General features: G+C 68.0%; 21 protein-coding genes and 1 pseudogene. 10 read left to right on the top strand and 12 right to left on the bottom strand.

Features of this window, described 5'->3' with window-relative positions:
• Window positions 1-47 precede the first annotated feature (47 nt).
• The gene (locus M1K48_RS10505; RefSeq protein ID WP_249455049.1) at window positions 48-1,913 is read right to left on the bottom strand and encodes a DUF885 domain-containing protein; all 1,866 of its coding nucleotides are present in this window, start codon (window positions 1,911-1,913) and stop codon (window positions 48-50) included.
• Window positions 1,914-2,032: 119 nt separating this feature from the next.
• On the opposite strand from M1K48_RS10505, the gene M1K48_RS10500 reads away from it, so the two are divergent.
• A complete protein-coding gene (locus M1K48_RS10500) occupies window positions 2,033-3,073 on the top strand; it encodes a quinone-dependent dihydroorotate dehydrogenase (protein WP_249455048.1) in 1,041 nt (346 codons plus the stop codon).
• Here the strand turns inward: M1K48_RS10500 and M1K48_RS10495 are convergent.
• Window positions 3,063-4,784 carry a gamma-glutamyltransferase family protein gene (locus tag M1K48_RS10495; protein WP_249455047.1) on the bottom strand — a complete coding sequence of 574 codons (1,722 nt, stop codon included), beginning with the start codon at window positions 4,782-4,784 and terminating at the stop codon, window positions 3,063-3,065. The two genes, M1K48_RS10500 and M1K48_RS10495, sit on opposite strands and share 11 nt — an antisense overlap.
• A gap of 101 nt (window positions 4,785-4,885) precedes the next feature.
• Between M1K48_RS10495 and M1K48_RS10490 the strand changes: the two genes are divergently transcribed.
• The 3 genes from M1K48_RS10490 (at window position 4,886) to M1K48_RS10480 (ending at window position 8,308) form a co-directional block, all read left to right on the top strand.
• Entirely contained in the window at window positions 4,886-5,797 is a 912-nt protein-coding gene (locus M1K48_RS10490) for a sulfite exporter TauE/SafE family protein (protein WP_249505233.1), read from the top strand.
• Complete coding sequence (locus M1K48_RS10485; protein WP_406696659.1) at window positions 5,794-6,555, top strand: TIGR02186 family protein; 762 nt, start codon at window positions 5,794-5,796, stop codon at window positions 6,553-6,555. The genes M1K48_RS10490 and M1K48_RS10485 overlap by 4 nt, the downstream gene beginning before the upstream one ends.
• Window positions 6,556-6,622: 67 nt before the next feature.
• A complete protein-coding gene (locus M1K48_RS10480) occupies window positions 6,623-8,308 on the top strand; it encodes an ATP-binding protein (RefSeq protein WP_249455046.1) in 1,686 nt (561 codons plus the stop codon).
• A gap of 72 nt (window positions 8,309-8,380) precedes the next feature.
• Here the strand turns inward: M1K48_RS10480 and M1K48_RS10475 are convergent, their stop codons facing one another.
• The 4 genes from M1K48_RS10475 to M1K48_RS10460 form a co-directional block, all read right to left on the bottom strand.
• Window positions 8,381-8,779 (bottom strand): UrcA family protein, encoded by a 399-nt coding sequence (locus tag M1K48_RS10475; protein ID WP_249455044.1) that lies wholly within the window; start codon window positions 8,777-8,779, stop codon window positions 8,381-8,383.
• A gap of 55 nt (window positions 8,780-8,834) precedes the next feature.
• Window positions 8,835-9,533 (bottom strand): LytTR family transcriptional regulator DNA-binding domain-containing protein, encoded by a 699-nt coding sequence (locus tag M1K48_RS10470; protein WP_249455043.1) that lies wholly within the window; start codon window positions 9,531-9,533, stop codon window positions 8,835-8,837.
• Between the two features lie 72 nt (window positions 9,534-9,605).
• The gene (locus M1K48_RS10465) at window positions 9,606-10,214 is read right to left on the bottom strand and encodes a DVUA0089 family protein (RefSeq protein WP_249455042.1); all 609 of its coding nucleotides are present in this window, start codon (window positions 10,212-10,214) and stop codon (window positions 9,606-9,608) included.
• 100 nt (window positions 10,215-10,314) lie between these two features.
• Entirely contained in the window at window positions 10,315-11,736 is a 1,422-nt protein-coding gene (locus tag M1K48_RS10460) for a M23 family metallopeptidase (RefSeq protein ID WP_249455040.1), read from the bottom strand.
• A gap of 184 nt (window positions 11,737-11,920) precedes the next feature.
• Between M1K48_RS10460 and M1K48_RS10455 the strand changes: the two genes are divergently transcribed.
• From M1K48_RS10455 to fdxA, 3 genes are read left to right on the top strand one after another with little or no spacing between them, the layout of a single operon-like run.
• On the top strand, window positions 11,921-14,467 hold the full coding sequence (locus M1K48_RS10455) for a helicase-related protein (RefSeq protein WP_249455038.1): 2,547 nt from the start codon (window positions 11,921-11,923) through the stop codon (window positions 14,465-14,467).
• A gap of 7 nt (window positions 14,468-14,474) precedes the next feature.
• Complete coding sequence (locus M1K48_RS10450) at window positions 14,475-14,747, top strand: RNA-binding S4 domain-containing protein (RefSeq protein WP_249455036.1); 273 nt, start codon at window positions 14,475-14,477, stop codon at window positions 14,745-14,747.
• Window positions 14,748-14,779: 32 nt separating this feature from the next.
• Window positions 14,780-15,118 carry a ferredoxin FdxA gene (fdxA, locus tag M1K48_RS10445; RefSeq protein WP_249455035.1) on the top strand — a complete coding sequence of 113 codons (339 nt, stop codon included), beginning with the start codon at window positions 14,780-14,782 and terminating at the stop codon, window positions 15,116-15,118.
• Between the two features lie 48 nt (window positions 15,119-15,166).
• Here the strand turns inward: fdxA and M1K48_RS10440 are convergent, their stop codons facing one another.
• The 5 genes and pseudogenes from M1K48_RS10440 to cysD all read right to left on the bottom strand — a co-directional run.
• Window positions 15,167-15,946 carry a MipA/OmpV family protein gene (locus tag M1K48_RS10440; protein ID WP_249455034.1) on the bottom strand — a complete coding sequence of 260 codons (780 nt, stop codon included), beginning with the start codon at window positions 15,944-15,946 and terminating at the stop codon, window positions 15,167-15,169.
• Window positions 15,947-16,111: 165 nt separating this feature from the next.
• Window positions 16,112-16,387: a hypothetical protein gene (locus tag M1K48_RS10435; RefSeq protein ID WP_249455032.1), complete on the bottom strand. Its 276-nt coding sequence runs from the start codon at window positions 16,385-16,387 to the stop codon at window positions 16,112-16,114.
• 99 nt (window positions 16,388-16,486) lie between these two features.
• A complete protein-coding gene (locus tag M1K48_RS10430; protein WP_249455030.1) occupies window positions 16,487-17,110 on the bottom strand; it encodes a hypothetical protein in 624 nt (207 codons plus the stop codon).
• A 24-nt stretch (window positions 17,111-17,134) separates the two neighbouring features.
• Window positions 17,135-18,946: an adenylyl-sulfate kinase gene (cysC, locus tag M1K48_RS10425; protein WP_249455029.1), complete on the bottom strand. Its 1,812-nt coding sequence runs from the start codon at window positions 18,944-18,946 to the stop codon at window positions 17,135-17,137.
• A pseudogene (gene cysD, locus M1K48_RS10420) lies at window positions 18,946-19,854 on the bottom strand (sulfate adenylyltransferase subunit CysD); the annotation flags it as partial. The pseudogene cysD and the gene cysC, both read right to left, overlap by 1 nt.
• Before the next feature lie 159 nt (window positions 19,855-20,013).
• Here cysD and thiC point away from each other — a divergent pair.
• From thiC to M1K48_RS10405, 3 genes are read left to right on the top strand one after another with little or no spacing between them, the layout of a single operon-like run.
• Window positions 20,014-21,873 (top strand): phosphomethylpyrimidine synthase ThiC, encoded by a 1,860-nt coding sequence (gene thiC / locus M1K48_RS10415; RefSeq protein WP_249455026.1) that lies wholly within the window; start codon window positions 20,014-20,016, stop codon window positions 21,871-21,873.
• Complete coding sequence (locus tag M1K48_RS14445; RefSeq protein WP_249455025.1) at window positions 21,873-22,589, top strand: DUF4287 domain-containing protein; 717 nt, start codon at window positions 21,873-21,875, stop codon at window positions 22,587-22,589. The genes thiC and M1K48_RS14445 overlap by 1 nt, the downstream gene beginning before the upstream one ends.
• 36 nt (window positions 22,590-22,625) lie before the next feature.
• Window positions 22,626-23,486 (top strand): hypothetical protein, encoded by an 861-nt coding sequence (locus M1K48_RS10405; RefSeq protein WP_249455024.1) that lies wholly within the window; start codon window positions 22,626-22,628, stop codon window positions 23,484-23,486.
• 181 nt (window positions 23,487-23,667) lie between these two features.
• On the opposite strand, the gene M1K48_RS10400 is transcribed toward M1K48_RS10405, so the two are convergent.
• Window positions 23,668-25,191 (bottom strand): hypothetical protein, encoded by a 1,524-nt coding sequence (locus tag M1K48_RS10400; protein ID WP_249455022.1) that lies wholly within the window; start codon window positions 25,189-25,191, stop codon window positions 23,668-23,670.
• Window positions 25,192-25,279 lie beyond the last annotated feature (88 nt).

The raw sequence follows: 25,279 nt of genomic DNA, 5'->3' as shown, positions 1-25,279 counted from the left end.
CCGGTCCTATTTAGGCCGAAACACTCCATTCTTCAACCGCGCAGCGCCTAGGCTTTGGTCCGGGCGATCCACTCGTCGACGCGGGTTTCCAGCATGCTGAGCGGCATCGATCCGGCGAGCAGGATCGTGTCGTGAAATTGGCGGTCGTCGTAACGCGCGCCAAGCTGCGTCTTGGCCTTCGCCCGCAGCTCCTCGATCTTCAGCTTGCCGATCATGTAGGCGGTCGCCTGGCCGGGGTAGACGACGTAGCGCTCGATCGCCTTGACGATCCCACCCTTGGCGTCGGCGCTATTGTCCTCGACATATTTGATCGCCTGCTCGCGGCTCCAGCGCTTGTGATGGAGGCCGCTGTCGACCACCAGCCGGATCGCGCGGTGAAGCTCGAGCTGCAGCCGCCCGAAGTCGCGATAGGGGTCCTGATAGAGGCCCATCTCCTTGCACAGCTTCTCGGCGTAGAGGCCCCAGCCCTCGTCGGTCGCGGTATAGCCGCTGAACTGGCGGAACGGCGGCACCTCGCCCTTGCCAAGCTCGCTCAGCAGCGCGCCCTGCAGGTGGTGGCCGGGGATGCCCTCGTGGCAGAACAGCGCCTCGACCTCGGTCGAAGGCATGTCCTTCATATCGTAGAGATTGACATAGTAAGTGCCCGGGCGCGAGCCGTCGGGCGGCGGGTCCTGGTAGAACGCCTTGCCCGCGCTCTTCTCGCGGAACGCCTCGACCGGTTTGACCAGTAACGGCGCCTTAGGCAGCCGCCCGAAGAAGCGCGGCAGCGCGGCCTGGACCTGCGCCTGGGCCTTCAGGCTCTCGTCGAGGTACATCTGCTTACCCGCCGCATTGTTCGGGTAATAGAAGCGCTTGTCCTCGCGCATGAACTTGAAGAAGTCCTGCAGCGATCCCTTGAATCCGGTCTGGTCCTTGAGCGCGGTCATCTCACCGTGGATCCGCGCGACCTGGGCCAGGCCGAGGTCGTGGATCTGATCCGGCGTCAGGTCGGTGGTGGTGTAGAACTTGGTCCGCGCCTGATATTCGGCCGCGCCATTGGCGAAGCGCCAGATGCCGTCGTTGGTCCCCGCCTTGGCCTGCTGCGCCTGCATCGCGGTGATCACCCGGCCGTAGGCGGGCTTGAGGTCGCGCACCATCGCAGTGCGTCCCGCCGCCAGCAGCCGCGCCTTGGTCGCCGCGTCGGCGTCGAGCTTGCCGACCTTGGCCTTGAAGTCGGCCCACAGGTCGTTGTCCTCCCCGCCGTCGAACGGCGCGCCGCGGATCAGGTTGCGGCTGTCGGCGATGACGTAGGGATAGACCCATTTGGGCGCCAGCACGCCGTTCGCCTCGCGAGCCTTCGCCTCGGCGATCGACTGGTCGAGGAAGGTGGCGATGGCCGAGATGCGGCTGACATAGGCCTCGGCGTCCGAGACGCTGTCGACCTTGTGAATGTTGATCAGGAACGCCGGCCCGTCGCTTTGCGCGCCGTTCATCTGGTCGAACACCAGCCCGTTCTTGCGATACGGCCGGACCGATTCGCTCCGCGCGATGCGATATTCGAACAGGTCGTAACTCAGCTGGTCGTCGGGGCTAAGCGACCCGCGCGGGAAGCGGCTGCGCAGATCGGCGAGGAAGCGCTGGTCGAGCTGGCGGTTGCGCTCGTCGGCGGCGTCCCCGACCTCGTCCCACTTGCCGTAATCGGCGTCCTTGATCCCGCGATAGGCCTTGCTCAGCGGCGACAGGGCGAGGTCGGCCTTGTCATACTCCTCGAAGAAAGCGGCAAGCTCGGCATTGCGCGCCGGGATCGGCGCCGGTGCGGGCGCAGCGGTTTCCTGCGGCGCGGCCTCGGGCGGCGGCGCGATCAGCGGATCGGGGGTGGTGGTGGCGCAGGCGGCCAGCAGCGCGGTGGAGGCGAGCAGAAGGAGGTGCTTCAAGGCGGACCTTTCCGGTTGGTCGGGCCGGGGTTACACCCGGCCGGCGGGTTGCTTCTTGCAAGGGACCGGACCCCGGCTCAAGGCCGGAGACACGATTGTTCGACCAACAGCGGGAAGTCATGGCTCTCTACCCCCTCCTCCGCCCGCTGTTTTTCAGCCTCGATGCCGAACGCGCGCACCGGCTCAGCATCGCCGGACTGAAGGCGCTTCCGGTCCGCAAGCCACCAGCGTTCGACCCGGTGCTGGCGAGCGAGGTGGCGGGGCTTCGCTTTCCCTCGCCGATCGGGCTGGCGGCAGGCTACGACAAGGACGCCGAGGTGTTCGAGGCGATGCTCGGCAATGGCTTCGGCTTCGTCGAGGTCGGAACGCTGACCCCCAAGCCCCAGCCCGGCAACCCCAAGCCGCGTATGTTCCGGCTGGTCGAGGATGGCGCGGTGATCAACCGCCTGGGCTTCAACAACGGCGGCCAGGACGCGGCGCTTGGTCGCCTCCAGGCGCGGCGGGGCCGCGGGATCGTCGGGGTCAACATCGGCGCCAACAAGGACAGCCCCGACCGCATCCGCGATTATGCCGAGGGAGTGCGGCGGATGGCACCGGTAGCCGATTATTTGACGGTCAACATTTCCTCGCCCAACACGCCGGGGCTACGCAATCTGCAGGCAGGTGGCGAGCTGGGCGAGTTGCTGGCCGCGGTGCGCGAGGCGCGGCAGGTCGCGTTCGCCAACCCGCCCGTGTTCCTCAAGGTCGCGCCCGATCTCGACGAGGGCGACCCGATCCGAATCGTCCGGGCGGTCGCCGATCACGGGATCGACGGGATCATCGTGTCCAACACTACGGTCAGTCGTCCGCCCATGTCGTCACGCCATCGTGACGAGACCGGCGGCCTGTCGGGCGTTCCGCTCGCCAGCCTCGCGATGCACCAACTCAAGGCGTTCTACGCGGTCACCGGCGGGCAGGTGCCGCTGATCTCGGCCGGCGGCATCGCGACCCCTTACGACGCATGGCGTCGGATCTGCGCGGGCGCCAACCTCGTCCAGCTCTATTCGGCGATGGTCTACGAAGGCCCGGGCATCGCCCGCGACATGGCGCGCGGGCTGGTCGAGCGGCTTGCCACCACCCGCTTTTCCACTCTTGCCGAGGCAGTCGGCTCTAACGCCTGACTGGCGTGCGCTTCTCGTCGACCAGCACCACGCCTTCGCGGCGCTTGTCGTAGCCGCCGTCTATGCTGCCGTCGGGACGGATCATCACCGCATGGACGCCGCTGTCCTCGCCCTGGCCAGGCTTCAGCGCCACGCCCCGCGCGGCGAGCCCGGCGACCACGCCGGCCGGAAACTTGTCCACCTCGCCGCCGAAGCTGCCGCCGCGTGCGACGAGATTGGGGAGGTCGATCGCCGCCTGCATCGGCTGCTTCCACAGGATCGCGCCGGTCATGGTCTTCCCGACATAAGCCAGGATCGCGCTTCCGCCCGGGCTTCCGAACGCCCCGGCGAAGCGGCTCTGGCCGTCGAGCAGGATGAGCGGGGTCATCGACGAGCGCGGGCGCTTGCCCCCGGCCACCGCATTGGCCGCCGGCCGCCCGTCGGCCTCGGTCGGCGAGAAGCTGAAGTCGGTCATCTGGTTGTTGAGGAAGAAGCCGTCGACCATCCGGCCCGATCCGAAGATGCTTTCCACCGTGGTGGTCATGCTGACCACGTTGCCGGCGCTGTCGCCGACGATGAAATGGCTGGTCCCGGCCGGCTCCAGCGTCCGGTCGGTACCAGACGCGACCGCGCCCGGCGGGGTTCCGGCAACCGGTGGCGGCCCTGCCGACGGCCCGATCAGCGCCGCTCGTGAGGCGACATAAGCGGGGTCGAGCAAGCCCTCGACCGGCACCTTCACGAACGCCGGATCGGCAACGTAGCGGTCGCGGTCGGCGTACATCAGGCGCGAGGCTTCGGCGAACAGGTACCAAGCCTGCGGATCGCTCGGCCCGCGCGCTGCAATGTCGGTGCGCGAGAGCATCGCCAGCAGTTGCAGAGTCGACACCCCACTCGACGGGGGCGGCGGGACGCAGGCGGTGTAGGCCTGCCATGCGCGGCACAGCGCTTCGCGCCGGATCGGGCGATAGCGGGCGAGGTCGGCCATCGTCATCGAGGATTCGAACGGCCCCTGCCGCACCCGCTCGACGATCCTGGCCGCGGTCTCGCCCTTGTAGAGGACGTCCGCCCCGCCGCTCGCCAGCCGGCGCAGGAAGCGGGCGTAGACCGGGTTCTGGATCATGTCCCCGACCTTGAGCCTGGTCCCGTCGGGCTTGCTGAAATATTTCACCACGTCGGGTGCGGTCAGCTGGGGAAAGTCGCCGCCTAGCATCCGGCCGAGCCGCGGACTGATGGTGAAGCCCTGATCGGCCAGCACCGCCGTTCCCTCGAACAGCTCCGACCAGCGCAGTCGGCCATGCGCCCGCTGCACCGTTTCCAGCATCCGCAGTGCACCCGGCACGCCGGTCGCCCTTCCGCTCAGCACCGCGGTGGCGAAGGGCAGCGGCTTGCCGTCGGTGCCGATGAACATGGTCGGGGAGGCGCCGGCCGGGGCGGTCTCGCGCCCGTCATAGACCACCACCTTGCCGGTGCGGGCGTCATAATAGGTCATGAAGGCGCCGCCGCCGAGGCCGCTCGACTGCGGTTCGACCAGGCTCAGCGCCGCCTGCACCGCCACCGCCGCATCGGCCGCGCTGCCGCCGCGCTGGATCACGTCCATTCCCGCCTTGGCCGCCAGCGGGTTGGCGGCAATCACAAACCCCGGCCGGACCGGATCGACCGCCCGTTGCGGCACGGTGGCGCAGGCGGCGGCGAGGAGGGCGAACAGCGGGGTAAGGAGGATGCGAAGGCTCATGGGGCTCCGGCCTAAAGGTGCGGGGAGAGAACGCCAAGGGCGACAAGGGGGTCCAGCCGCCTTTGCCTGCCCTGCCCTATCCGCTATCGCTGCCCCGCCTCATGGATATCTACCTCCCCATCGCCAACATGAGCGTCAACGCGCTGCTCATCGTGGCGCTCGGCGGACTGGTCGGCGTGCTGTCGGGACTGTTCGGGGTCGGCGGCGGATTTCTGACCACGCCGCTCCTGATCTTCTACGGCATCCCGCCCAGCGTCGCGGTCGCTTCGGCAACCACCCAGATCACCGGCGCCAGCGTGTCGGGCGTCTTCGCCCACATGAAGCGCGGCGGGGTCGACCTGCGCATGGGGCTGGTGATGATCGCCGGCGGGCTGGTCGGCAGCCTGGCCGGCGCCGGCCTGTTCCGCCTGGCGCAGGCGAGCGGGCAGATCGATGTCTTGATCGGCCTCCTCTACGTCCTGCTGCTGGGGTCGATCGGCTCCCTGATGCTACGCGACGCGGTAAAGGCGCTCGGCTGGTGGAAACCGGCCGAGACCGAAGCGCCGCGCCGCCGCCACCACCGTTTGGTCGCGTCCCTACCGTTCCGCTGGCGCTTCTATGCCAGCGGTCTTTACCTTTCCCCACTGGCCCCGCTCGCGCTCGGCTTCGTTGCCGGCATCCTCACCGTGCTGCTCGGGATCGGCGGCGGGTTCATCCTGGTGCCGGCGATGATCTACCTGCTCGGCATGGCGCCGCGGGTGGTTGTCGGGACCAGCCTGGTGATGATCCTCGCGGTCAGTGCCGCCACCACCATGATCCATGCCCTCACCACCCAGTCGGTCGACATCGTGCTGGCCGCCCTGCTGCTGGCGGGCGGCGTGCTGGGCGCACAATACGGCGCGCGGCTGACCACCCGGCTGAAGCCCGACCTGCTGCGCTTCAGCCTGGCGATCATCATCCTCGCCGTGGCGCTGCGGATGGGACTCGGCCTCACCTACCGCCCCGAAGAAATCTTCTCGATCGAATATCTGTGAAGCTGCGGCTGCTCTTCGCGGCGCTGCTGGCGCCTTTGCTGATGGGACAGGCCGGCCCGCGCCTGGTGCCCGACATCTCCGCGCGCGCGATCGAGATCCGCTACAGCTTCACCGGGGCGCAACTGCTGCTGTTTGGCGCCATTCTTTATCCCGGCGGCCGCACCCCGACCCGGCCGCTCGACGTGGTGGTGGTGCTGAAAGGCCCGGTCCAGCCGATGATCGTCCGCGAAAAGCAGAAGATCGCCGGCATCTGGATGAACGCCGACAGCCACCGCTTCGTGTCGGCGCCCAGCTATTATGCCGTCGCTTCCAACCGCCCGCTGGCGCAGGTGGTGGGGGAACGGACCGCCGCGGTCTATGAACTCGGCCTCGGCAACCTGCAGCTCTCGCCCGGCGGCGGCGCCCAGCCCGAAAAGGCCCAGCGGTTCGAGAACGGCCTGCTCGAACTGCGCGCCCGCCAAGGCCTCTATGCCGAGAACAGCAACGGCGTGGAGATCAGCGACGGCGTCCTCTACCGCGCCCGCATCGTCATCCCGAGCCAGGTCCCGATCGGCACCTACGAGACCGAGACCTTCCTGATCGATCGCGGCAAGGTGATCGCCGCCGCGACCAAGGAGGTGGAGGTCCGCAAGACGGGGTTCGAGCGCTTCATCGCCACCGCGGCGCGGCGCCACGCCTTTCTCTATGGCCTCGCCGCGGTGCTGCTCAGCCTCGGCCTTGGCTGGGGCGCGGCCGCCCTGTTCGGACAGCGCAGCTAGAGCAAAATCTTAACCGCGTTTCGACTAGACCGCTCTCCAGAATTTGTGGGGAGCGTTCGGAACGACCATGGAAGATAATGCCAGTCTCAAGCAACTGATCGACGAACTGACCAGCCACGCCGAAGACGAGCCGGTCGGCAGCCGCCCGCCTATCGTCCGCGAAAAGCACGAGCCGATCGGGTCGGTGCTCGATATCGCGGGCTCGGGCTCGCAGGCGCGGTTCGATCCGGCCCTGCTGCTGGCGCTGGCCGATCACTCCGACCCCTCGGTGGCGATGTCCGGCCAGGTCGGAAGCCAAGTCAAGATGGCGGTCGGCAAGAGCTGGCTGATCGCCAACGTCCGCACCATGCGCGCCGACGACCAGGGCCGGATCATCGCCGCGATCGACTTCCTCGGCGAAGGCACGCGCGACCAGAATGGCGGGATGAGCGGCTTCCGCCGCGGCGTCACACGCTATCCGATCCCCGGCGCCGAAGTGCATCCCGTCACCACCGACGACCTTCGCCAGGTTTTCGCCGCGTCCGACAGCGCCCACGTCGAGATCGGCACCGTCTACCCGACCGACGACATCCGCGGCGCGCTGTACATCGACCCGATGCTGAGCAAGCACTTCGCGATCCTCGGCAGCACCGGCACCGGCAAGTCGACCTCGGTCGCTCTAATCCTCCACCGCATCTCGAACTACAGCCCCGAGGGGCATATCGTGATGATCGACCCGCACGGCGAATATTCGGCCGCCTTCAAGGGCTGCGGCGAACTGTTCAACGTCGACAATCTGCAGCTGCCCTACTGGCTGCTCAATTTCGAAGAGCATTGCGAGGTGCTGCTCACCACCGACGGGGCCGAGCGCAACCGCGACGCCGACATCCTCGCCAAATGCCTGCTCGCCGCGCGGACCAAGAACAAATTCTCCGAGCAGTTCGGCAAGGTGACGGTGGATTCGCCGATCCCCTACCTGCTGACCGATTTGAACGCCGTGATCGTCGCCGAAATGGGCAAGCTCGACCGAGCGGGCGACACCACGCCCTACCAGCGTTTGAAGACCAAGCTCGACGAACTCAAGGCCGACCCGCGCTACACCTTCATGTTCTCGGGCATGAACATTACCGACAGCATGGGCAGCTTCATCGCCCGGCTATTCCGCATGCCCGCCAACGGCAAGCCGATCTCCATCGTCGACGTGTCGGGCGTGCCGTCTGACATCACCAGCGTCGTCGTCTCGGTGCTGGCCCGGATGGTGTTCGACTATGCCATCTGGTCACGCACCGAAGCGCAGCGCCCGATCCTGCTGGTCTGCGAGGAAGCCCACCGCTACGTCCCCAAGGACGAGAACAACGGGGTCCAGGCGGTCCGCAAGATCCTCGAGCGGATCGCCAAGGAAGGCCGTAAATATGGCGTCAGCCTTGGCCTGATCACCCAGCGCCCGTCCGACCTTGCCGAAGGCGTGCTGTCGCAGTGCGGCACGATCATCGCCATGCGCCTCAACAACGAACGCGACCAGGCCTGCGTCCGCGCCGCCATGCCCGAAGGCGCGCGCGGCTTCCTCGACGCCATTCCGGCGCTCCGCAACCGCGAATGCATCGTCTGCGGCGAAGGCGTCGCGATCCCGATCCGGGTCCGCTTCGACGACCTCGAGCCCGAGAAGCGCCCGGCCTCGAGCGACCCGAGCTTCGCGTCGCTGTGGCGCGAAACCGGCGGCGAGGCGGAAATCATCAACCGCACCGTCAAGCGCTGGCGCGGCCACGGGCGCTAAGCCCCGATCGCAGTCCGCGTGAAAAGGGGGACCGCCGTGGCGATCCCCCTTCCCGCCCCCTTGCTCGAACCGTCAGCGGCCGCCGATCACCATGGTGATCGCGATCGCTGGACCGACCGGAAGCCCGGCCATCTGCCGCTTGGCCCGGGTGATCGCCTGCGCGACCTGACCTTCGGTGCTGTCGATCGCAAGGTCTGTGCAACTATCGACGCCGTACAGGCCGTTGAGGTCCCAGCACAGGCCATGCGCGGTGCGCAGGATCCGGGCCTTGAGCACCCGCTGCCCGGGCGCGAAAGCGAGGTTGAGGTCGCCATATCTGACGGTCCGCTGCAGCTCGGGATCGATCCGGTCGCCCTTGATGACGACATCCTCGAAGGGTGGCGCCACTGCCGCCGACGCGCCGGCAATACCAACGACGCTGAGCCCCATGACGACGGCTGCGGTCAGACAAGCGAACTTGCGGCTTTCCATTGGTGCCTCCCGGAAATGGGCGCCCGATTGCGCCTCCGGGACTTCTGGTCGCACTTCAGGAGGTCAGCTTCAGCAGGTTTTCGTTCACCTCGTCCGACCTTTCGCCAACCTCGCTCCGGATCGCCGAATGGCCCCCGGGCTTCGACGACTCGCCCGAGATGATCGCCAGCACGTCCTGGGTATGGCTTTTGGCGACGCTGACCGTCGTTCCGTCCATCAGCCGTGCCGTCCATCGCCGCTGGTCATGGACCAGCCGTTCGATGAAGCTGATCCGGACAAGCCACGAGCGGTGAAGCTGGACGAAGCCGGCCCCGGCCAGCGCCTTGGCGAGGTGCGACATGGTGTCGTGGACGAGGCAGCTCCAGTTGCCGACATGGACCCGCATATAGTCCCCTTCGGCGACGATCTTGTCGATCTGGCGGTGTTCCACCCGGCGCCGGCCGTCATGACACGGAAGCCAGATCGCGCCGCCGTCTTCCTCGACCGACGAGGGCCGGTCCATGGTCCGCGACACGAAGCTGGTCTCGATCCGCGACACCAGTTGTGACAGCGGCTTGCGCAACCGCTCCATCCCCCTGGTATAGTTGGCGATGTCCGAGCAGCGCCCCTCGATGATCAGATCGAAGGTGCCGCACACCTCCATCGCCCGCTCCACTTGCGGACATTGGAGAAGACACGCCTTGAACCTTTGCACATCATCGGCGGGTGCACGGTGATCGAAGGCAAGGCATGCAATGACGACGAGCTGTGTCATTGGCGAGGCTCCCCTGCGAGCCGCGCATAATTACGCCTAAGTTAACAACCTAGCAACCGGAAGTCCTGGCTGTCAGGTGGCCGCGGCAACCGCGATGACCCGCCGGCGGCGGCGCAGGGAAGCACCGATCGCGCCGAAGCCGACCAGCATCAGGGCCCAGGTGCCGGGCTCGGGAACCGCGCCGACCTGAACCGCGCTGTTCACCCCCAGGATGTCGAAGGCGTAAGCGCTGCTGCGCCCGTCGAACGAACCGTCATTCTCGAACCCGTTCGAGAGATTTGGGCCGTTCGCGAAATTGGAAAAGGCGCTCAGCGCGACCGTGTAGCTTCCGGGGCCAAGCAGCGCCCGGAGGAAGGAATCGGCGCGTTCGCTCGTGAGCGGGTCGGTGCCGACATTCGATTCGCCATCGTCATTCTCGTCGATCAGCAGGCCGTTCGAGTCGAACAGGGTCAGGATCGGATCGAATCCGCCGCGGCCGATCACCGTCCCGGCGGCGTTCGTCCCGCCGGCGAAGGAATAGGTGCGAAACGTGACGGTGGACGGACTTCCGACCACGAAGGTGGTGAGCTGGACGCTGTTGGGGCCAGCCAGGGTTCCGGCATAGGAGAAGTCGGCAGCAGCCGCCGGCGCTGCGCTCGTCAATAGCGCCGCTGCGGCGCTCAACGCCAGGAACTTGCCCATATCGATTCCTTTATCCGCGGTCCGACGTTCCGACAGGAAGTCACGACAATGGAGGAAAGGTTAAGTCCGAATTAACCCAAGGGCAAGCCGAGTGTCGTCTTCACAACCCGCGCAGCGCCTTGGCCCGGGCCCTGACCGCGGCCATCAGCCCCTGGTCGAACACCGGCCGGCTGACCAGGGTCACGCCCAGCGGGTTTACCGGGGCTCCGTTGCGCAGCACTTCGTAATGGAGGTGCGGTCCGGTCGACAGGCCGCTCGATCCGACATAGCCGATCAGTTCGCCGCGCCGCACGGTGCCGCCATCGCCCGCGACGATCCGGCTCATGTGGCTGTAGCTGGTGACCAGCCCGCCCGCGTGTGCGATCCGCACCTGGCGGCCATAGCCCCCGGCCCAGCCGGCGCGAACCACCTGACCGTCGGCCGCGGCGACGATCGGGCTGCCCCAGCTCGCGCCATAATCGATCCCGTTGTGCATCCGCGTGAAGCGCAGGATCGGGTGCATCCGCGCCCCGAAGGTCGAGGTGATCGGTCCCGACACCGGCGCCAGCAGGCCGCTCTGCACCGGTTCGGGCGAGGCATTCTCGCTGATCCATTGCAGCCGACCGTGGAGCGGTACCCGGACCAGCGACAGGTCGTTCCCGCCGCTGCGGTCGAGCCCGGCGTAGAGCAGCCCGCCCGCCACCGTTCGCCCGTCCGCCGACCGGGCCTGCGCCACCACCAGTTCGAACCGGTCGCCCGGCATCACCTCGCTGCCGACGTCGAGGCTCCCCCCAATCGCGCCGAGATAGTCGGCCGCCTGAGTCGGGGAGGCGCCGGCCGAGCGCAACGCCCAGTAGAGCCCGCCGCCGACGCTGCCTCGGATCCGCAGCGGCGTCCGGTCGAGCCCGAGCTGGCGCCGTTCGACGCTCAGTCCGCCGCCGGAGCCGGCGCTGATCACCAGCTCGAGGTCGAGCCGGGCGCGATAGGAAAGACGGTCGATCCCGCGGCTGCCCGCCGCATCGGGCGCGCCCAGTTGCACGGTCAGCGTGGTTCCCGCCGGTGGAAGCGCCCCTTGCCCTCGGGCTAGCGCGGCGGCCTGCAGCGCGTCGGACGCCCGTGCCCCATTGCGCTGTAATAGCCGGGCAAGCTCGTCACCCGGTGAAACGATCAGGCTGAGCGCGCGCAATTGGCGGGCCGGGGCCGCGGCGATCGGCCGTGCCCGCGGACCCTCGCTCAGGGTCAGACCGGTGTTCGAGCCATAAGCGAGCGCGCCGACCGCCAGCGCCGCTTCCTGCCGCGCCTGGTCGGGCCCCGTGACGGGTGCCGGGCCCACCGGCAGCGCCTCGATCGGCGGTGCAAGCTGCGCCACCCCCGCGACCAGCGCGGCCAGCGTCGCCGCCCCGCGCCACCAGCGGCGGCTGAACGGATCCTGCGTGAGATCGACCACCAGGCTGAACGGCGGCTCTGGCGGACGCAGCGCGGCGGCTCTTCCAAAGCTCGGAAGGGCAGCGGCAGCAACCAGCGGGCGGGGCGGCTGAAACATCGCGCCCCTTGTCGCGCGGCAAGGTTAACGCGGCGCTAAGGTGGTTCTCCCTCCTCCTCGTTCGCCCTGAGCGAAGTCGAAGGGCGCGGGCGCCGACGTGCTTCGACTTCGCTCAGCATAAACGAGAGGGGGTGTCGCGCCGGACACACTTGCGCCCGGCTCCGTTCCTGCCAACATGAGCCTCATGGCCGGGCGTTCCGACGGCATTGTCAGGGCCGTCCTCGGGCCCACCAACACCGGCAAGACCCACTTGGCGATCGAGCGGATGTGCGCCCATTCGTCGGGCGTCATCGGCTTCCCGCTGCGCCTGCTGGCGCGTGAGGTCTACGACCGCGTCGTCAAGCTGAAGGGCGAATCGAAGGTCGCCCTGCTGACCGGCGAGGAGCGCATCGTCCCGCCGACCGCGCGCTACTGGCTGTGCACCGCCGAAAGCATGCCGGTCCCTTTGCCATCGGGGGTCCCCGGCGGCACCGATGGCCCCAAGGACTTCGCCTTTTGCGCGATCGACGAAGCCCAGCTCGGCACCGATCCCGAGCGCGGCCACGTCTTCACCGACCGCATGCTGCGCGCCCGCGGCCGCGAGGAGACATTGATCCTCGGCTCCGCCAGCCTGAGGCCGCTGGTCCGCCAGCTCATTCCCGAGGCCGAGATCGTCAGCCGCCCACGCTTCTCGACCCTGCGCTACGGCGGCGCGGCCAAGCTGTCGCGCCTGCCGCCGCGCTCGGCAATTGTCGCTTTCTCGGCCGAGCAGGTCTATGCGCTCGCCGAAATGCTGCGCCGCTTCAAGGGCGGCGCCGCGGTAGTGATGGGCGCCCTGAGCCCCGCCACCCGCAACGCCCAGGTCGACATGTTCATGCGCGGCGAGGTCGATTATCTGGTCGCCACCGACGCCGTCGGCATGGGCCTCAATATGGATGTCGCCCACGTCGCCTTTGCCGGCCTCGACAAGTTCGACGGCCGCCGCGAACGACGCTTGACCATCCCCGAAATGGCGCAGATCGCCGGCCGCGCCGGGCGCCACCAGCGCGACGGCACCTTCGGCACGCTTGGCCTCGGCGGCGACAATGGTCCGGCGTTCACCGACGAGGAGATCAACGCGGTCGAGGAGCATCGCTTCCGTCCGCTCGATAACCTCTACTGGCGCTCGGCCGACCTCGACTTCACCGACGTCGGCGCGCTGATCCACAGCCTCGAGGCGCGCAGCGACGATCCGCTGCTCCGTCCCGCCCCGCCGGGGATCGACCTCGCGGTGCTGAAGGCGCTGGCCGAGGATCCCGCCGTCGCCGACCGCAAAGGCGTCGTCGCGCGGCGGCTGTGGGCGGCGTGCGGGCTGCCCGATTTCCGCAAGGTCGGGCCGATGCACCATGCCCGGATGGTCCGCCGCATCTTCAACTATATCGCCGACGGCGGCCACATCAGCCACGACTGGTTCGCCGCCGAGGTCAGCCGGCTCGACAATGTGTCGGGCGATATCGAGGCGCTGGCCGACCGCCTCGCCGGGGTCCGCAGCTGGGCCTATATCGCCCACCGCGCCGACTGGCTGGCCGAGCCGGCCAAATGGGCCGAGCGCACCCGCCACGTCGAATCGCGGCTGTCCGACGCTCTCCATGCCGCGCTGACCCAGCGGTTCGTCGACCGCCGCACCGCCGTGCTGGTCCGCGACATCGGCGCGCGCGGGGCCGATGCGTTGCCCGTCACGGTCGCCGCCGACGGCGAGGTCAGCGTCGGGCCCGAGCCGATCGGCCATCTCACCGGATTCGAGTTCAAGGTCGATCCGACCGCGCGCCTCGCCGACAAGCGCCTGCTGCTCGCCGCCGCCGAACGCCGGCTGGGCGACGAGCTGGATCGCCGCGCCCGCGACCTGTGCGCCGGCGACGACGCCCGCTTCACCCTGTTCGCGCCGGCGGGCGGCGACATCGGCATTAGCGCCGATGGCCATCTCCTCGCCCGCCTCGCCCCCGGCCGCAGCCTGACCGAGCCTGCGCTGCGCACCGTCCGCTCGCTCGACCGCCTGTCCGCCCCGGCCCGGACCGAGCTTCGCGCCCATATGGAGGCGTGGCTCGAACGGCAGGTGAAGCGCCACGTCGGCGACCTCGCCCGCCTCACCGCCGCTTCCTCCGACCGCCACTATGGCCCGCCGGTGCGCGCGCTGACCGCGATGCTGGCCGACGCCGGCGGGCTCCTGCCGCGCAAGGCGCTGGCCGAGCCGATCGGGCAACTCGACCGCCCGATGCGCGCCGCGCTGCACAAACTGAAGGTTCGGCTGGGCGCGCTCGACGTGTTCGCCCCCTCGCTGCTCAAGCCCGAGGCGCAGCGCTGGCGGGCGGCACTGGTCGCGGTCCGCTCGGGCCAGCCGATGCCGACCCTGCCCCGCCCCGGCGCCTCGGTCCTCCCCGCCGATGCCGACCGGCTCGGCGCCGCGCTCGCCTATCGCCGGTTCGGCGAGCTGTGGCTGCGGGTCGACCTCGCCGATCGCCTCGCCGCCTTCGCCCACCAGGCCCGCGCCGCGCACAAGGCCGGCGGAGAGATTGCGCTCGACCCGGTAGACCGCACCCTCGCCACCTCGCTTGGCCTGCCCGAGGACACGCTCGCCCGGCTGATGGCCGAGGTCGGCTTCCGCGAGCAATCGGGCGCCTGGGCCTGGCGCGGCACCCACCAGCGGACCCGCGCCCGCCCGCAGCCCGCCCGCCCCGGCAACGCCTTCGCCGCTTTGGCCGGCCTCAAGCGCTAAGGCTCACGTGCGTCTCGATCGCTACCTGTTCTTCATCCGCCTGCTCAAGTCCCGTACCCAGGCCCAGGCCCTGCTCGAACAGGGCCGCACCCGGATCGACGGACGCCGGGTCGAGAAGGTGTCGGAAACGGTCCGCGTCGGCGCCACCATCACCCTCCCCTTGCGCGGCGCCGTGCGGGTGATCCGCGTCGTCTCGCTCCCGCTGCGCCGCGGCCCCGCCCCCGAGGCGCGCGGTTGTTACGAGGAGCTGGGCGTTGACGAGCCGAACGGAGCGGCATAGCGCTGGCACCAACAAGGGAGTTGAAGACCGCCATGACCTACGTCGTCACCGACGCCTGCATCCGCTGCAAATATATGGACTGCGTCGAGGTCTGTCCGGTCGACTGCTTCTACGAGGGCGAGAACATGCTCGTCATCAACCCCAATGAATGCATCGACTGCGGCGTGTGCGAGCCCGAATGCCCGGCCGAGGCGATCCTTCCCGACACCGAGAGCGGCAACGAGAAGTGGCTGGAGCTGAACTCCACCTTCTCCAACCAGTGGCCCAACATCACGCGCAAGAAAGACAGCCCGGCCGACGCCGACGACTATAAGGGCAAGGACGGCAAATATGACGCCTTCTTCTCGCCCGAACCCGGCGAGGGCGACTGACCTTCAAGTCGTCCCGGCGTAGGCCGGAACCTCAATCGACCTTAGCGCCTATCGCCTGACGGTGAAGGCGTAGCTGACTCCGATCCCGGCCGACAGCTGGTTGCGGCGGCCGTAGGTGCGCACGATCGGCGACTTGGCCGCATCGCCGACGAGCCGCTCGCCGCGGGCATAGCCGAACAGGCCCCAGCGCGGCCCGAACTGGGTCTGCACCCCGCCCGCCAGCGCCACCGCATGGACGCCGCCGCCCGGGGTGTAGACCGGGAGCCCGGTCCGCAGCGCCGCCGCCGGGGTGACCCCGAAATAAGCGCGCTGGTAGCGATCGTCCGAGAACAGCAGCCGCGGCCCCAGCGTCACCGCATATTTGTCGCCGTCGCGCCAGAAATGGTCGATCCCGACCTGCCCGGCCAGGCCCTCGTGCCCGTTGACGCCCTTCACCAGTTCGCCGCGCACCCGCAGGCTGTCGTTGACCAGGTAATCGGCATAGCCGCCCAGCTCGATCGTCGCATCGACCTTGCCGACCGGTGCGCCGACGTCCTTGTCCTTGCGGCTGCCCTGGTAGGCCGCCGCCGGCCCGGCGGTGAAGCGCCCGGCGGAGATCAGGCGCACGCCGAAGCGATCGTCCGGCGTCTCGATCCGGAACTCCTCGATCCCCCTGGCCAGGTCGAAGTCGAACAATGGCCTGAGATCGCTGTCCCTGGCCCCCGGATAGGCCGGCTTGAGCTGCGCGCCCAATCCTAGCCTTACCCGAGAATCCTTCGTCTCCTGCGCCGCGGCGGTGGTGGACAGTGCCAGGGCGGCGACGGCGAATGCGGGGATGCGGATCTTCATGTCACGGGCGCAACGACCGGCTCGGGCCTTTGTTGCACCGTCCCCCTGCGGAGCCGCGAACGACCCCCAAACGAAAGAAGCGCCCGCTCTGATTGAGAGCGAGCGCTTCCCCGGAGCCGGGCAACGCAAATGCGCAAGCGTTGCCCGATAGATTCCTCTCCGGACTTACATCCCGTTGGCGAGGTTCGTGTCAGGCGCGTTGGTGTTCATGTCCTCGGCCATCATGTTGGCTTCGGTGGCGCCGTTGGTGGTCATGTTGCCGTCCATGCCGCCCATGTTGCCCGACATCATGTTGGCGTCGGTGGCCATCATGTTCGAGTCCATGGTCGACAGATTGTCGGCAACCATCAGGTTGGCATCGGCATTCATGGCTTCGTCGCTGTTGCTACCGCAAGCCGCGAGGGAAAGGGCCGCACCAGCGACCAGTATCAGAGCACGCACGTCTATTCTCCCTATGTTATCAGGCATGCCAACGAAAGATGACGCGCGAAGGTTCATTTGCCAGCAATGTTCTTGCCGGGTGAACAGGCGGAGGCGCACTCAGCCTCGCGGGAGCCGTTCAACCTCGGCGATGAGAGCGCCGATCGCGACCGTCGGCCCGGCGATGGCGGGATCGGCCAGACGCTCTGCCTGGGCCCGCGACAGCCGCCGTGTCCCTGCCCGCGCGGCCGCCTGGGGATTGGTCCGGTGCAGCCGCTTCATGACTTCCTTGTACACGAAATCCTTGTCGCCATCGCCGAGGATGACCAGCCACTCCTGCCGCCGCAGCCAGTCGCCGACCTCGGCGGCAATCTCCATCATGTCGGGGGTGGGATGGGGTTCGCTCCCGGCCTCAAGACAAGCCGCGACATCGCGGCGACCGATCAGTTCCAGGCCGAAGCGAACCGCACTCCTTTCCGCCTCGGTCGACCCGGCAAGCCAGTCGGAAAGAGGCCGACTGTCGATCTCACCGGCCCAGCGGTACGCACGGAAGGCTGCCCAGCCATCGGCGATCAGTTCATGCGGTTCGAAGAACGCGTCCTCGGTCGCATGATCCATGAACATCGCCAGCGCCTCGGCGAGCGACCACTGCCGGCTGCTGTTCGCCGCTCCCTGCGGCGCCAGAACGACATCGAGCCGCTTCGGCAGGCTCGCCATCTTCCGCCCGAACACCGGCTTTTGCATCGGCCCCTCCTCGGTGAGGCGATCCTAGCGTCGTGTTCTTAACAATTCGACGATGGCCTCCGCCGCTTCCTCGGCACTGACCGCCGCGGTGTCGATATGCAGGTCGGGCCGTTCGGGCGGCTCGTAGGGGCTGTCGATCCCGGTGAAATTGCTGAGCTGGCCCGCGCGGGCCTTGGCGTAGAGGCCCTTGACGTCGCGCCGCTCGGCCTCGGCCAGGTCAGCGTCGACGAACACCTCGAGGAACTCACCGTCGGGCAGCATCCGCCGCACCATCGCCCGCTCGGCCCGGAAGGGCGAAATGAAGGCGGTGATGACGATCAGCCCGGCATCGGCCATCAGCCGCGCCACTTCGCCAACCCGGCGGATGTTCTCGATCCGGTCGGCCTCGGTAAAGCCAAGGTCGCGGCTCAACCCGTGGCGGACATTGTCGCCGTCGAGCAGGAAACTGTGCCGGCCGAGCGCATGCAGTTTCTTCTCGACCAGATTGGCGATCGTCGATTTCCCCGCGCCCGACAGGCCGGTCAGCCAGACGACGCAGGGGCGCTGGCCCTTCTGCCGCGCATGCGCCTCGCGGCTGACCTCGATCGCCTGCCAGTGGATGTTGCTGGCCCGCCTCAGCGCGAAGTGGATCATTCCGCAGGCGACGGTGGCGTTGGTGACCTTGTCGACCAGGATGAACCCGCCGAGCGCGCGGCTCCGCGCATAGGGCTCGAACACCAGGGGCCGGTCGGTGGCGAATTCGACCACCCCGATCGCATTCAGGCCAAGGGTCTTGGCGGCAAGCTGCTCGCCGCTGTCGATGCCCAGCTCATATTTGGGCGGCTGGACCGTCGCGGTAACGCTCTGGCTCGCCAGCTGCAGCCAATAGCCGCGGCCCGGCAGCAACTCCTCTTCGGCCAGCCACACCAGGCTCGCTTCGAACTGGTCGGACACTTCGGGCGCGTCGTGTAGCGCGACGACCACCGATCCGCGGCTGCACTCGACATCGTCGGTCAGGGTCAGGGTGACTGACTGGCCGGCTCCGGCCTGCTCGACCGCATCCTCGCCGATCAGCAACGACGCGACCCGGCTGGTCCGCCCCGACGGGAGCACCCGCACATCCTGTCCGCGCCGGACGCTTCCGCCGGCGATCAGCCCGGCGTAACCGCGGAAATCCTGGTGCGGGCGGTTAACCCATTGCACCGGCAGCCGCAGCGGCGCCTCGCCTTCGTCCGCCTGCACCGGAAGCGCGTCGAGCGCTTCCATCAGCGTCGGCCCGGTGAACCACGGCATGTCCACCGAACGCGTGAACACATTCGCGCCGGTCAGCCCCGAAAGCGGGATCGCGGTGGCCGCACCCAGCGCTGCTCCCTCGGCGGCGATCGCCTCGAACCGCGCCCGGTCGAACCCGGCCAGGTCCATCTTGTTGACCGCCAGGATCAGGTGCCGGACCCCCATCAGACGGCAGATGGCGGCGTGACGCCGGGTCTGGGTCAGAACACCCTTGCGCGAATCGACCAGCAGCACCGCCGCCTCGGCAGTCGACGCGCCGGTCGCCATGTTGCGGGTATATTGCTCGTGCCCCGGGCAATCGGCGACGATGAACCGCCGGGTCGCGCTCGAGAAGAAGCGATAGGCGACGTCGATGGTGATGCCCTGCTCACGCTCGGCCGCCAACCCGTCGACCAGTAGCGCGAAGTCGATCGCCTGCCCCTGCGTGCCGACCCGTTTGCTGTCGTTCTCCAGAGCCGCAAGCTGATCCTCCATCAGTTGCGCACTGTCGTGCAGCAGCCGGCCGATCAGCGTCGACTTCCCGTCGTCGACACTCCCGCAGGTGATGAAGCGCAGCAGGTCCATCAGAAATAGCCCTCGCGCTTCTTCACTTCCATCGACGCGCTTTCGTCGCGGTCGATGACCCGGCCCTGCCGCTCGCTGGTGCGCAGCGCCGCCACCTCGGTTAGCACCTTGTCCAGCGTATCGGCCTCGCTCTCCATCGCCCCGGTCAGCGGCCAGCAGCCCATGGTGCGGAAGCGGATCCGGCGAGTGACGACCTCTTGCTGCTCCATCCCGGGAAAGCGGGCCGGATCGTCGACCATCAGCAGGGTGCCATCGCGGACGACCGTCGGTCGGTCGGCGGCGAGGTAGAGCGGGACGATCGGCACGTCCTCGCGGGCGATGTAATCCCAGATGTCGCGCTCGGTCCAATTGGACAGCGGGAACACCCGGATGCTTTCCCCGGCATGGACCCGCGCATTGTACAGATTCCACAATTCGGGCCGCTGCAGCTTGGGGTCCCATCCGCCGCCGGCCCCGCGAAAGCTGAACACCCGTTCCTTGGCTCGCGCCTTTTCCTCGTCGCGCCGCCCGCCGCCGAACGCCGCATCATAGCCTCCGTCCTTCAGCGCCGCGCGTAGGGCCTCGGTCAACATCAGCCGGGTGTAGGTCGGGGTTGGGGTAGCAAACGGGTCGACGCCCGCGGCCGCCGCTTCCCCGTTGTGCCAGACGATCAGCTCCAGCCCATGCGCCGACGCCATGGCGTCACGGTGCGCCAGCATCTCCCCGAAATCCCACCCGCTGGCGATGTGCAGGAAGGGAAACGGGGGCGGCGCGGGCGCGAACGCCTTGAGCGCGAGGTGCAGCATCACGCTGCTGTCCTTGCCGATCGAATAGAGGAACACCGGCCGCCGCGCGGTCGCCACCACCTCCCGCAGGATGTGGATGCTTTCGGCTTCCAGGCGGTCGAGGTGGGTCAGGGCCATCACCTTGCCTGATGCCGCCCACCGCCGTCTGGCGCAATGCCGCGCATGCTCCTATGACCCCGCTCGTCCCCGGGGAGCTCGCCTGAGCTGAGAGGAGCGGCTGGCCCCGCTCGACCCGAGAACCTGATCCGGCTGACCCCGGCGGAGGAAGAGGAACTCTAAGACATGGCAGACATTCCCGCGCGCACCGAACTCAAGGTCACCACCGGACCGATCCGTGGCAGCCGCAAGATCCACGTCGGGCCGCTCAAGGTGGCGATGCGGCAGATCCACCTCGAGCCGTCGTCAGGCGAAGCGCCGGTCACGGTCTACGATCCCTCGGGCCCCTACACTGACGACGCCGCCCGCATCGACATCATGGCCGGTCTGCCCGAAGTGCGCCGCGACTGGATCCGCGGCCGCGGCGATGTCGAGGAAGTCGCTCAGCGCGAAGTCCGCCCCGAAGACAATGGCCAGCTCGGCCCCGACCGCTCGGGCGGCGTCGCGCCCTTCCCCAACGTCCGCAAGCGCGTGCTCCGCGCCCGCCCCGGCGCCAACGTCACACAGATGCACTACGCCCGGCGCGGCATCATCACTCCCGAGATGGAATATGTCGCGATCCGAGAAAATCTCGGCCGCGAGCAGGCGCTGAACCATGTCCGCGACGGCGAAAGCTTCGGCGCCGCCATCCCTGACTTCGTCACCCCCGAATTCGTCCGCGACGAGGTTGCCCGCGGCCGCGCAATCATCCCCGCCAACATCAACCACCCCGAAGCCGAGCCGATGGCGATCGGCCGCAACTTCCTGGTCAAGATCAACGCCAACATCGGCAATTCGGCGGTTGCTTCCGACGTCGCGGCCGAGGTCGACAAGATGGTCTGGTCGATCCGCTGGGGCGCGGACACGGTGATGGACCTTTCCACCGGGCGCAACATCCACGACACCCGCGAGTGGATCCTGCGCAACTCGCCGGTCCCGATCGGCACCGTTCCCATCTACCAGGCGCTGGAAAAGGTCGGCGGCATTGCCGAGGACCTCAACTGGGAGATCTTCCGCGACACGTTGATCGAGCAGGCCGAGCAGGGGGTGGATTACTTCACCATTCATGCCGGCGTCCGCCTGCCGTATGTCCCGCTGACCGCCAAGCGCGTCACCGGCATCGTCAGCCGAGGCGGGTCGATCATGGCCAAGTGGTGCCTCGCCCATCACCGCGAAAGCTTCCTCTACGAGCGGTTCGACGAAATCTGCGAGATCATGAAGGCCTATGACGTCAGCTTCAGCCTCGGCGACGGCCTGCGCCCCGGCAGCATCGCCGACGCCAACGACGAAGCCCAGTTCGCCGAGCTCTACACCCTGGGCGAGCTGACCAAGAAGGCATGGGAGCATGACTGCCAGGTGATGATCGAAGGCCCTGGCCACGTGCCGATGCACAAGATCAAGGAGAATATGGACAAGCAGCTCGCCGTCTGCGGCGAGGCGCCTTTCTATACCTTGGGGCCGCTCACCACCGACATCGCGCCCGGCTATGACCACATCACCAGCGGCATCGGCGCGGCGATGATTGGCTGGTTCGGCACCGCCATGCTCTGCTACGTCACGCCCAAGGAGCATCTCGGCCTGCCCGACCGCGACGACGTCAAGGTCGGCGTTGTCACCTACAAGCTCGCCGCCCACGCCGCCGACCTCGCCAAGGGGCATCCCGCCGCCAAGGTCCGCGACGACGCCCTGTCCCGCGCCCGCTTCGACTTCCGCTGGCGCGACCAGTTCAACCTGTCGCTCGATCCCGACACGGCCGAGGAATATCACGACCAGACGCTTCCCGCCGAAGGCGCCAAGACCGCGCATTTCTGCTCGATGTGTGGCCCCAAATTCTGCTCGATGAAGATCACCCAGGAAGTGCGCGACTTCGCCGCCAAGCAGAACGCCCCGCTCGAAAACAGCATCGCCGTCGAGGAAGCCGAAAAGGGCATGGCCGCCATGAGCGAGAAATACCGCGCCGGCGGCAACGAGCTCTACGTCGGCGCGAACGGGCGCGAGCACGACTGATGATCGCCGCCCTCGCACTTGCCCTCGCCGCCGCTGCTCCCGCCGAGCCGCGGGGCGGGGGCGAAGCGGCGGCGGCCTTCACCCGGATGAAGGCGCTGATCGGTGACTGGCGCAACGCCGACAATCCCGCCTCGCCGCTGCGCATCCGCTTCAGCCTGACCGCGGGCGGCACCGTGCTGGTCGAAGAGTGGCGCCGCGGGACACAGCCGCACAGCCTCACCCTCTACCACCGCGACAGCGCCGCCCTGCTCACGACCCACTATTGCCCGCAAGGCAATCAGCCCCGCCTGATGCTCGCGTCAAACGGCCGGAAGCTCAGCTTCCGGTACCGCGACGCGACCGATGTCGGCGCGAACGAGAGTCACCTTCACGACCTCGCCTTCGACCTCACCGACCCCGCCCGGTCCGCAGCGAGACGTATCGCTCGCCCGTTGGCGCCGAACCCTCAACCCTCCACCTGGTCCGCGCCACCGGCGAGGGCACCACCGCCCCCGCGAGGTAAGTGCTTGGCAGACAACAAGGTGCAAGGCCCCGCCTCCTACTTCCCCTCGATCGAGGGGAGGTACGGCCGCCCGATCGCCGAATGGAAGGCCCTCCTCGCCGCCCGCCCCCCGGCAAAACACATGGAGCATGTCGCCTGGCTCAAGGCCGAGCACGGCATGGGGCATGGCCACGCCAACGCACTGGTCGCGCATTGGCTTGCGGAGGGCCGCTGAGGCTCTAGGCTGGCTGGCCGGTCGAGGAGTGTCGTGATGATTGGCCTGTTGCTTGCCGCCGCCCTGGTCCTTCAGGCCCAACCCGCGCCCCCCGCGGCCGAGAATGACGTAGTCGTGACCGGCGTCCGCGACCGGACGGAGGCCGTCCGCGATTTCGTCGGCGCCCTCACCGTCGCCAATGCCGACCGCCAATTGAGCCGCTTCGACGCGCGCCAGGTGTGCCCGGCGGCGATGGGCCTCACTCCCTCGCAGAAAGCGGCGGTGGTCGCCCGGATGCGCCAGATTGCGGGGGCCGCACGGATTCCCCTCGCCGGCCCCAAGTGCCGCAGCAACGTCCTCGTCATCGTCACCAACGACCGCAAGGCCCTGCTGGAACGGCTGGCGAAGGAGCGGCGGCTCTACTTCCCCGGGATGAGCGGCCGGGAAGTTCGCGCGCTGATCGATCAGCCGGGCGCCGCCGTCGCCTGGCAGGTGGCGGGACCGGCACTCACTGCCGATGGGTTCGAGATGCCGGTCGACCCCGATACTGGCACCGCGGTCAACCAGACCACCGCCCGGGGCTCGCGCCTGACGGTGGCCGCCCGCCCGCAATTCGCCGCCGCGGCGGTGGTGATCGACGCCGCGGCGCTGAACGGCCTCACCACCACCCAGCTCGCCGATTATGCCGCGATGCGCAGCTTTGCCCGGATCGACCCCGCGCGACTGGCCGGAACCCCGACTCCGACCATCCTCACCGCCCTCGACGCCGCGGCCGATGCGCTCGTTCCGATCACCATGACCGACTGGGACCTCGAGCTCCTCCGCGCCCTCTACGCCAGCGACCCAAAGGTCACCGCCCCCTCACAGCGCGAGGCCATCGCCAGGAAGATCGAGAAGAGGCTTGAGGGTCAGCGCTAGGCGCGGCCAGGTACGGCGACCCGAATAGCCCAGTGATTCACCGCCAACGCCTGGGCCCGGCCATGCAAAAAGCATGTCGCTCGGCTTAAGGTCGAGCTTTGTGGGAGGTGGCCACCCGAAGCATTGGTGGCGCCGAACCTATAATTACCGTGCGTTGAACCTAGATCTGATTGTTGCCTCGTCAGTCAGGTAAGGCCGCTGGGGCACCCTCGCCCATTGCGAAGCTAAGCATCCGTCCCTCACGGCGCAATGCGGCGACGACGACGCGGTCGGCCCGTAACTCATCCCACGCCTTCTGCTCGGATTGGGCGAAAGGCGTCGGTGCCGGACGCGAATTGCTGGGTTGGAGGGCAAGGACCGTCGCTGGCCTGCTGATGTCGGAAGCGAGCGCCTTCAGAAGCACGGCCTTGGCCTTTTCGATTTGGCCGAGGCAAAGATACATTCTTGCTGCCCCGGCCGGCGCAACCGTTGCCGCGAGTGCACCCAGCGCTGCCGCACCCTCCGCTTCCTCGCGCCTGCCGCTAGTGGCGAGAACGCAGGCGCGTGTCTGATACATTGCCGCGAACGCGTCGCCGTTGACCTCGTCACCGGCCTGCTTGGCCGCCGCAATGGTCGCGTCGATCATCGTCAGGCTGCGTTCGTTCTGCCCGCGAATCAGCAACCAGCGAGCATGATTGCCGGTGAGGTTCAGGGCGTTGGTCGCTGATCCGAGCGGCCAGATCTTGCCAAGTCCTTCGAACAGCGCATCCTGCTCGTCGAATCGGCCCAACCGACCAAGCGCGCCCGCCAGTGCAGCAGCTTTCAGCAGCAGTTCGTGGTCCTTTTCCCCAAGCCCCTCGGCGGTGAAGACCGGAAGCAGCCGCATGACCGCCTCCTGGTCCTTGCGGGCCGCGACGAGTGCATCGAGATAATCCCCTGCCCCTTCGAGATCGCCGCTCGCTTCATAGCGGCGCTTGGCTTCGCGCAGATAGACCGGCCACTGCTTCTCCAGCCGTGGTCCGCTCCAGGCTTCGATGTCGCTCCAGATGGGCTCCGCAGCCTTTTGTGCCAGCAGACCATATTGATCGCGCGGATCGAGCACCTCGGGAACGAGGGCTCGGGCTCCCGCCACGTCCTTGCGCTTCAATCTTAGCAGAATGGCGTCCCGGACGAGCGTCGAGCGACCGTCGAGGTCGTTGCCGACCCAATTGATCTGGATCAGCCGGTCGACCAGCGACTCCAGTCGTTGCTGATCGCCCACGACCCGCAGACGATTGATGATGTTGAAGACGTCATAGGTCGATGCCTGCGCGGCTTCCTCGGGATCGATGCGGCTGGCCCGAATGAAATAGTCTGCAGCAGCGCCCGGCGTACGGCTGTAGGTCATGATACCGGCAGCCGTGAACAACGGCCCGCTATATTCAGGTAGCAGGCGAATGCTTTCCTGCAGCGCCAGTTGCGCCTCGCCGTTCCGGTTGAGGCCGGACAGAATGCTAGCCCGCATCATCTGGATCACGCCCCGCCCCTTGGTCGGCGCGGGAAGGTCAGCCAGCAGGCGGTCCAACTCGGCGATCGGCGGACTGACACCCCGCTGGCTGACAAGCGCAATCGCCGCGGTGACGGTCGGACGCTCGACGGCGCTGATCTCATCGATACGCGGGACAGGTGCTGCCAGCAAGTCAGCCGACCAGGTTACGGCAGTCAGAAGAATGAAGAGACGACGCATACAGATCCCCCTGCTCACAATCTGCCGTCATTCAACGGCGGCGACAATGGCCTGGGCACGGTGACTTTCTCCTGATGGCTCCCCGCAT

The organism is Sphingomonas glaciei, from assembly GCF_023380025.1.
Lineage (GTDB): Bacteria > Pseudomonadota > Alphaproteobacteria > Sphingomonadales > Sphingomonadaceae > Sphingomicrobium > Sphingomicrobium glaciei.
The sequence above is the reverse complement of the archived record's forward strand: the minus strand, read 5'-3'. Positions and strand labels throughout refer to the sequence as shown.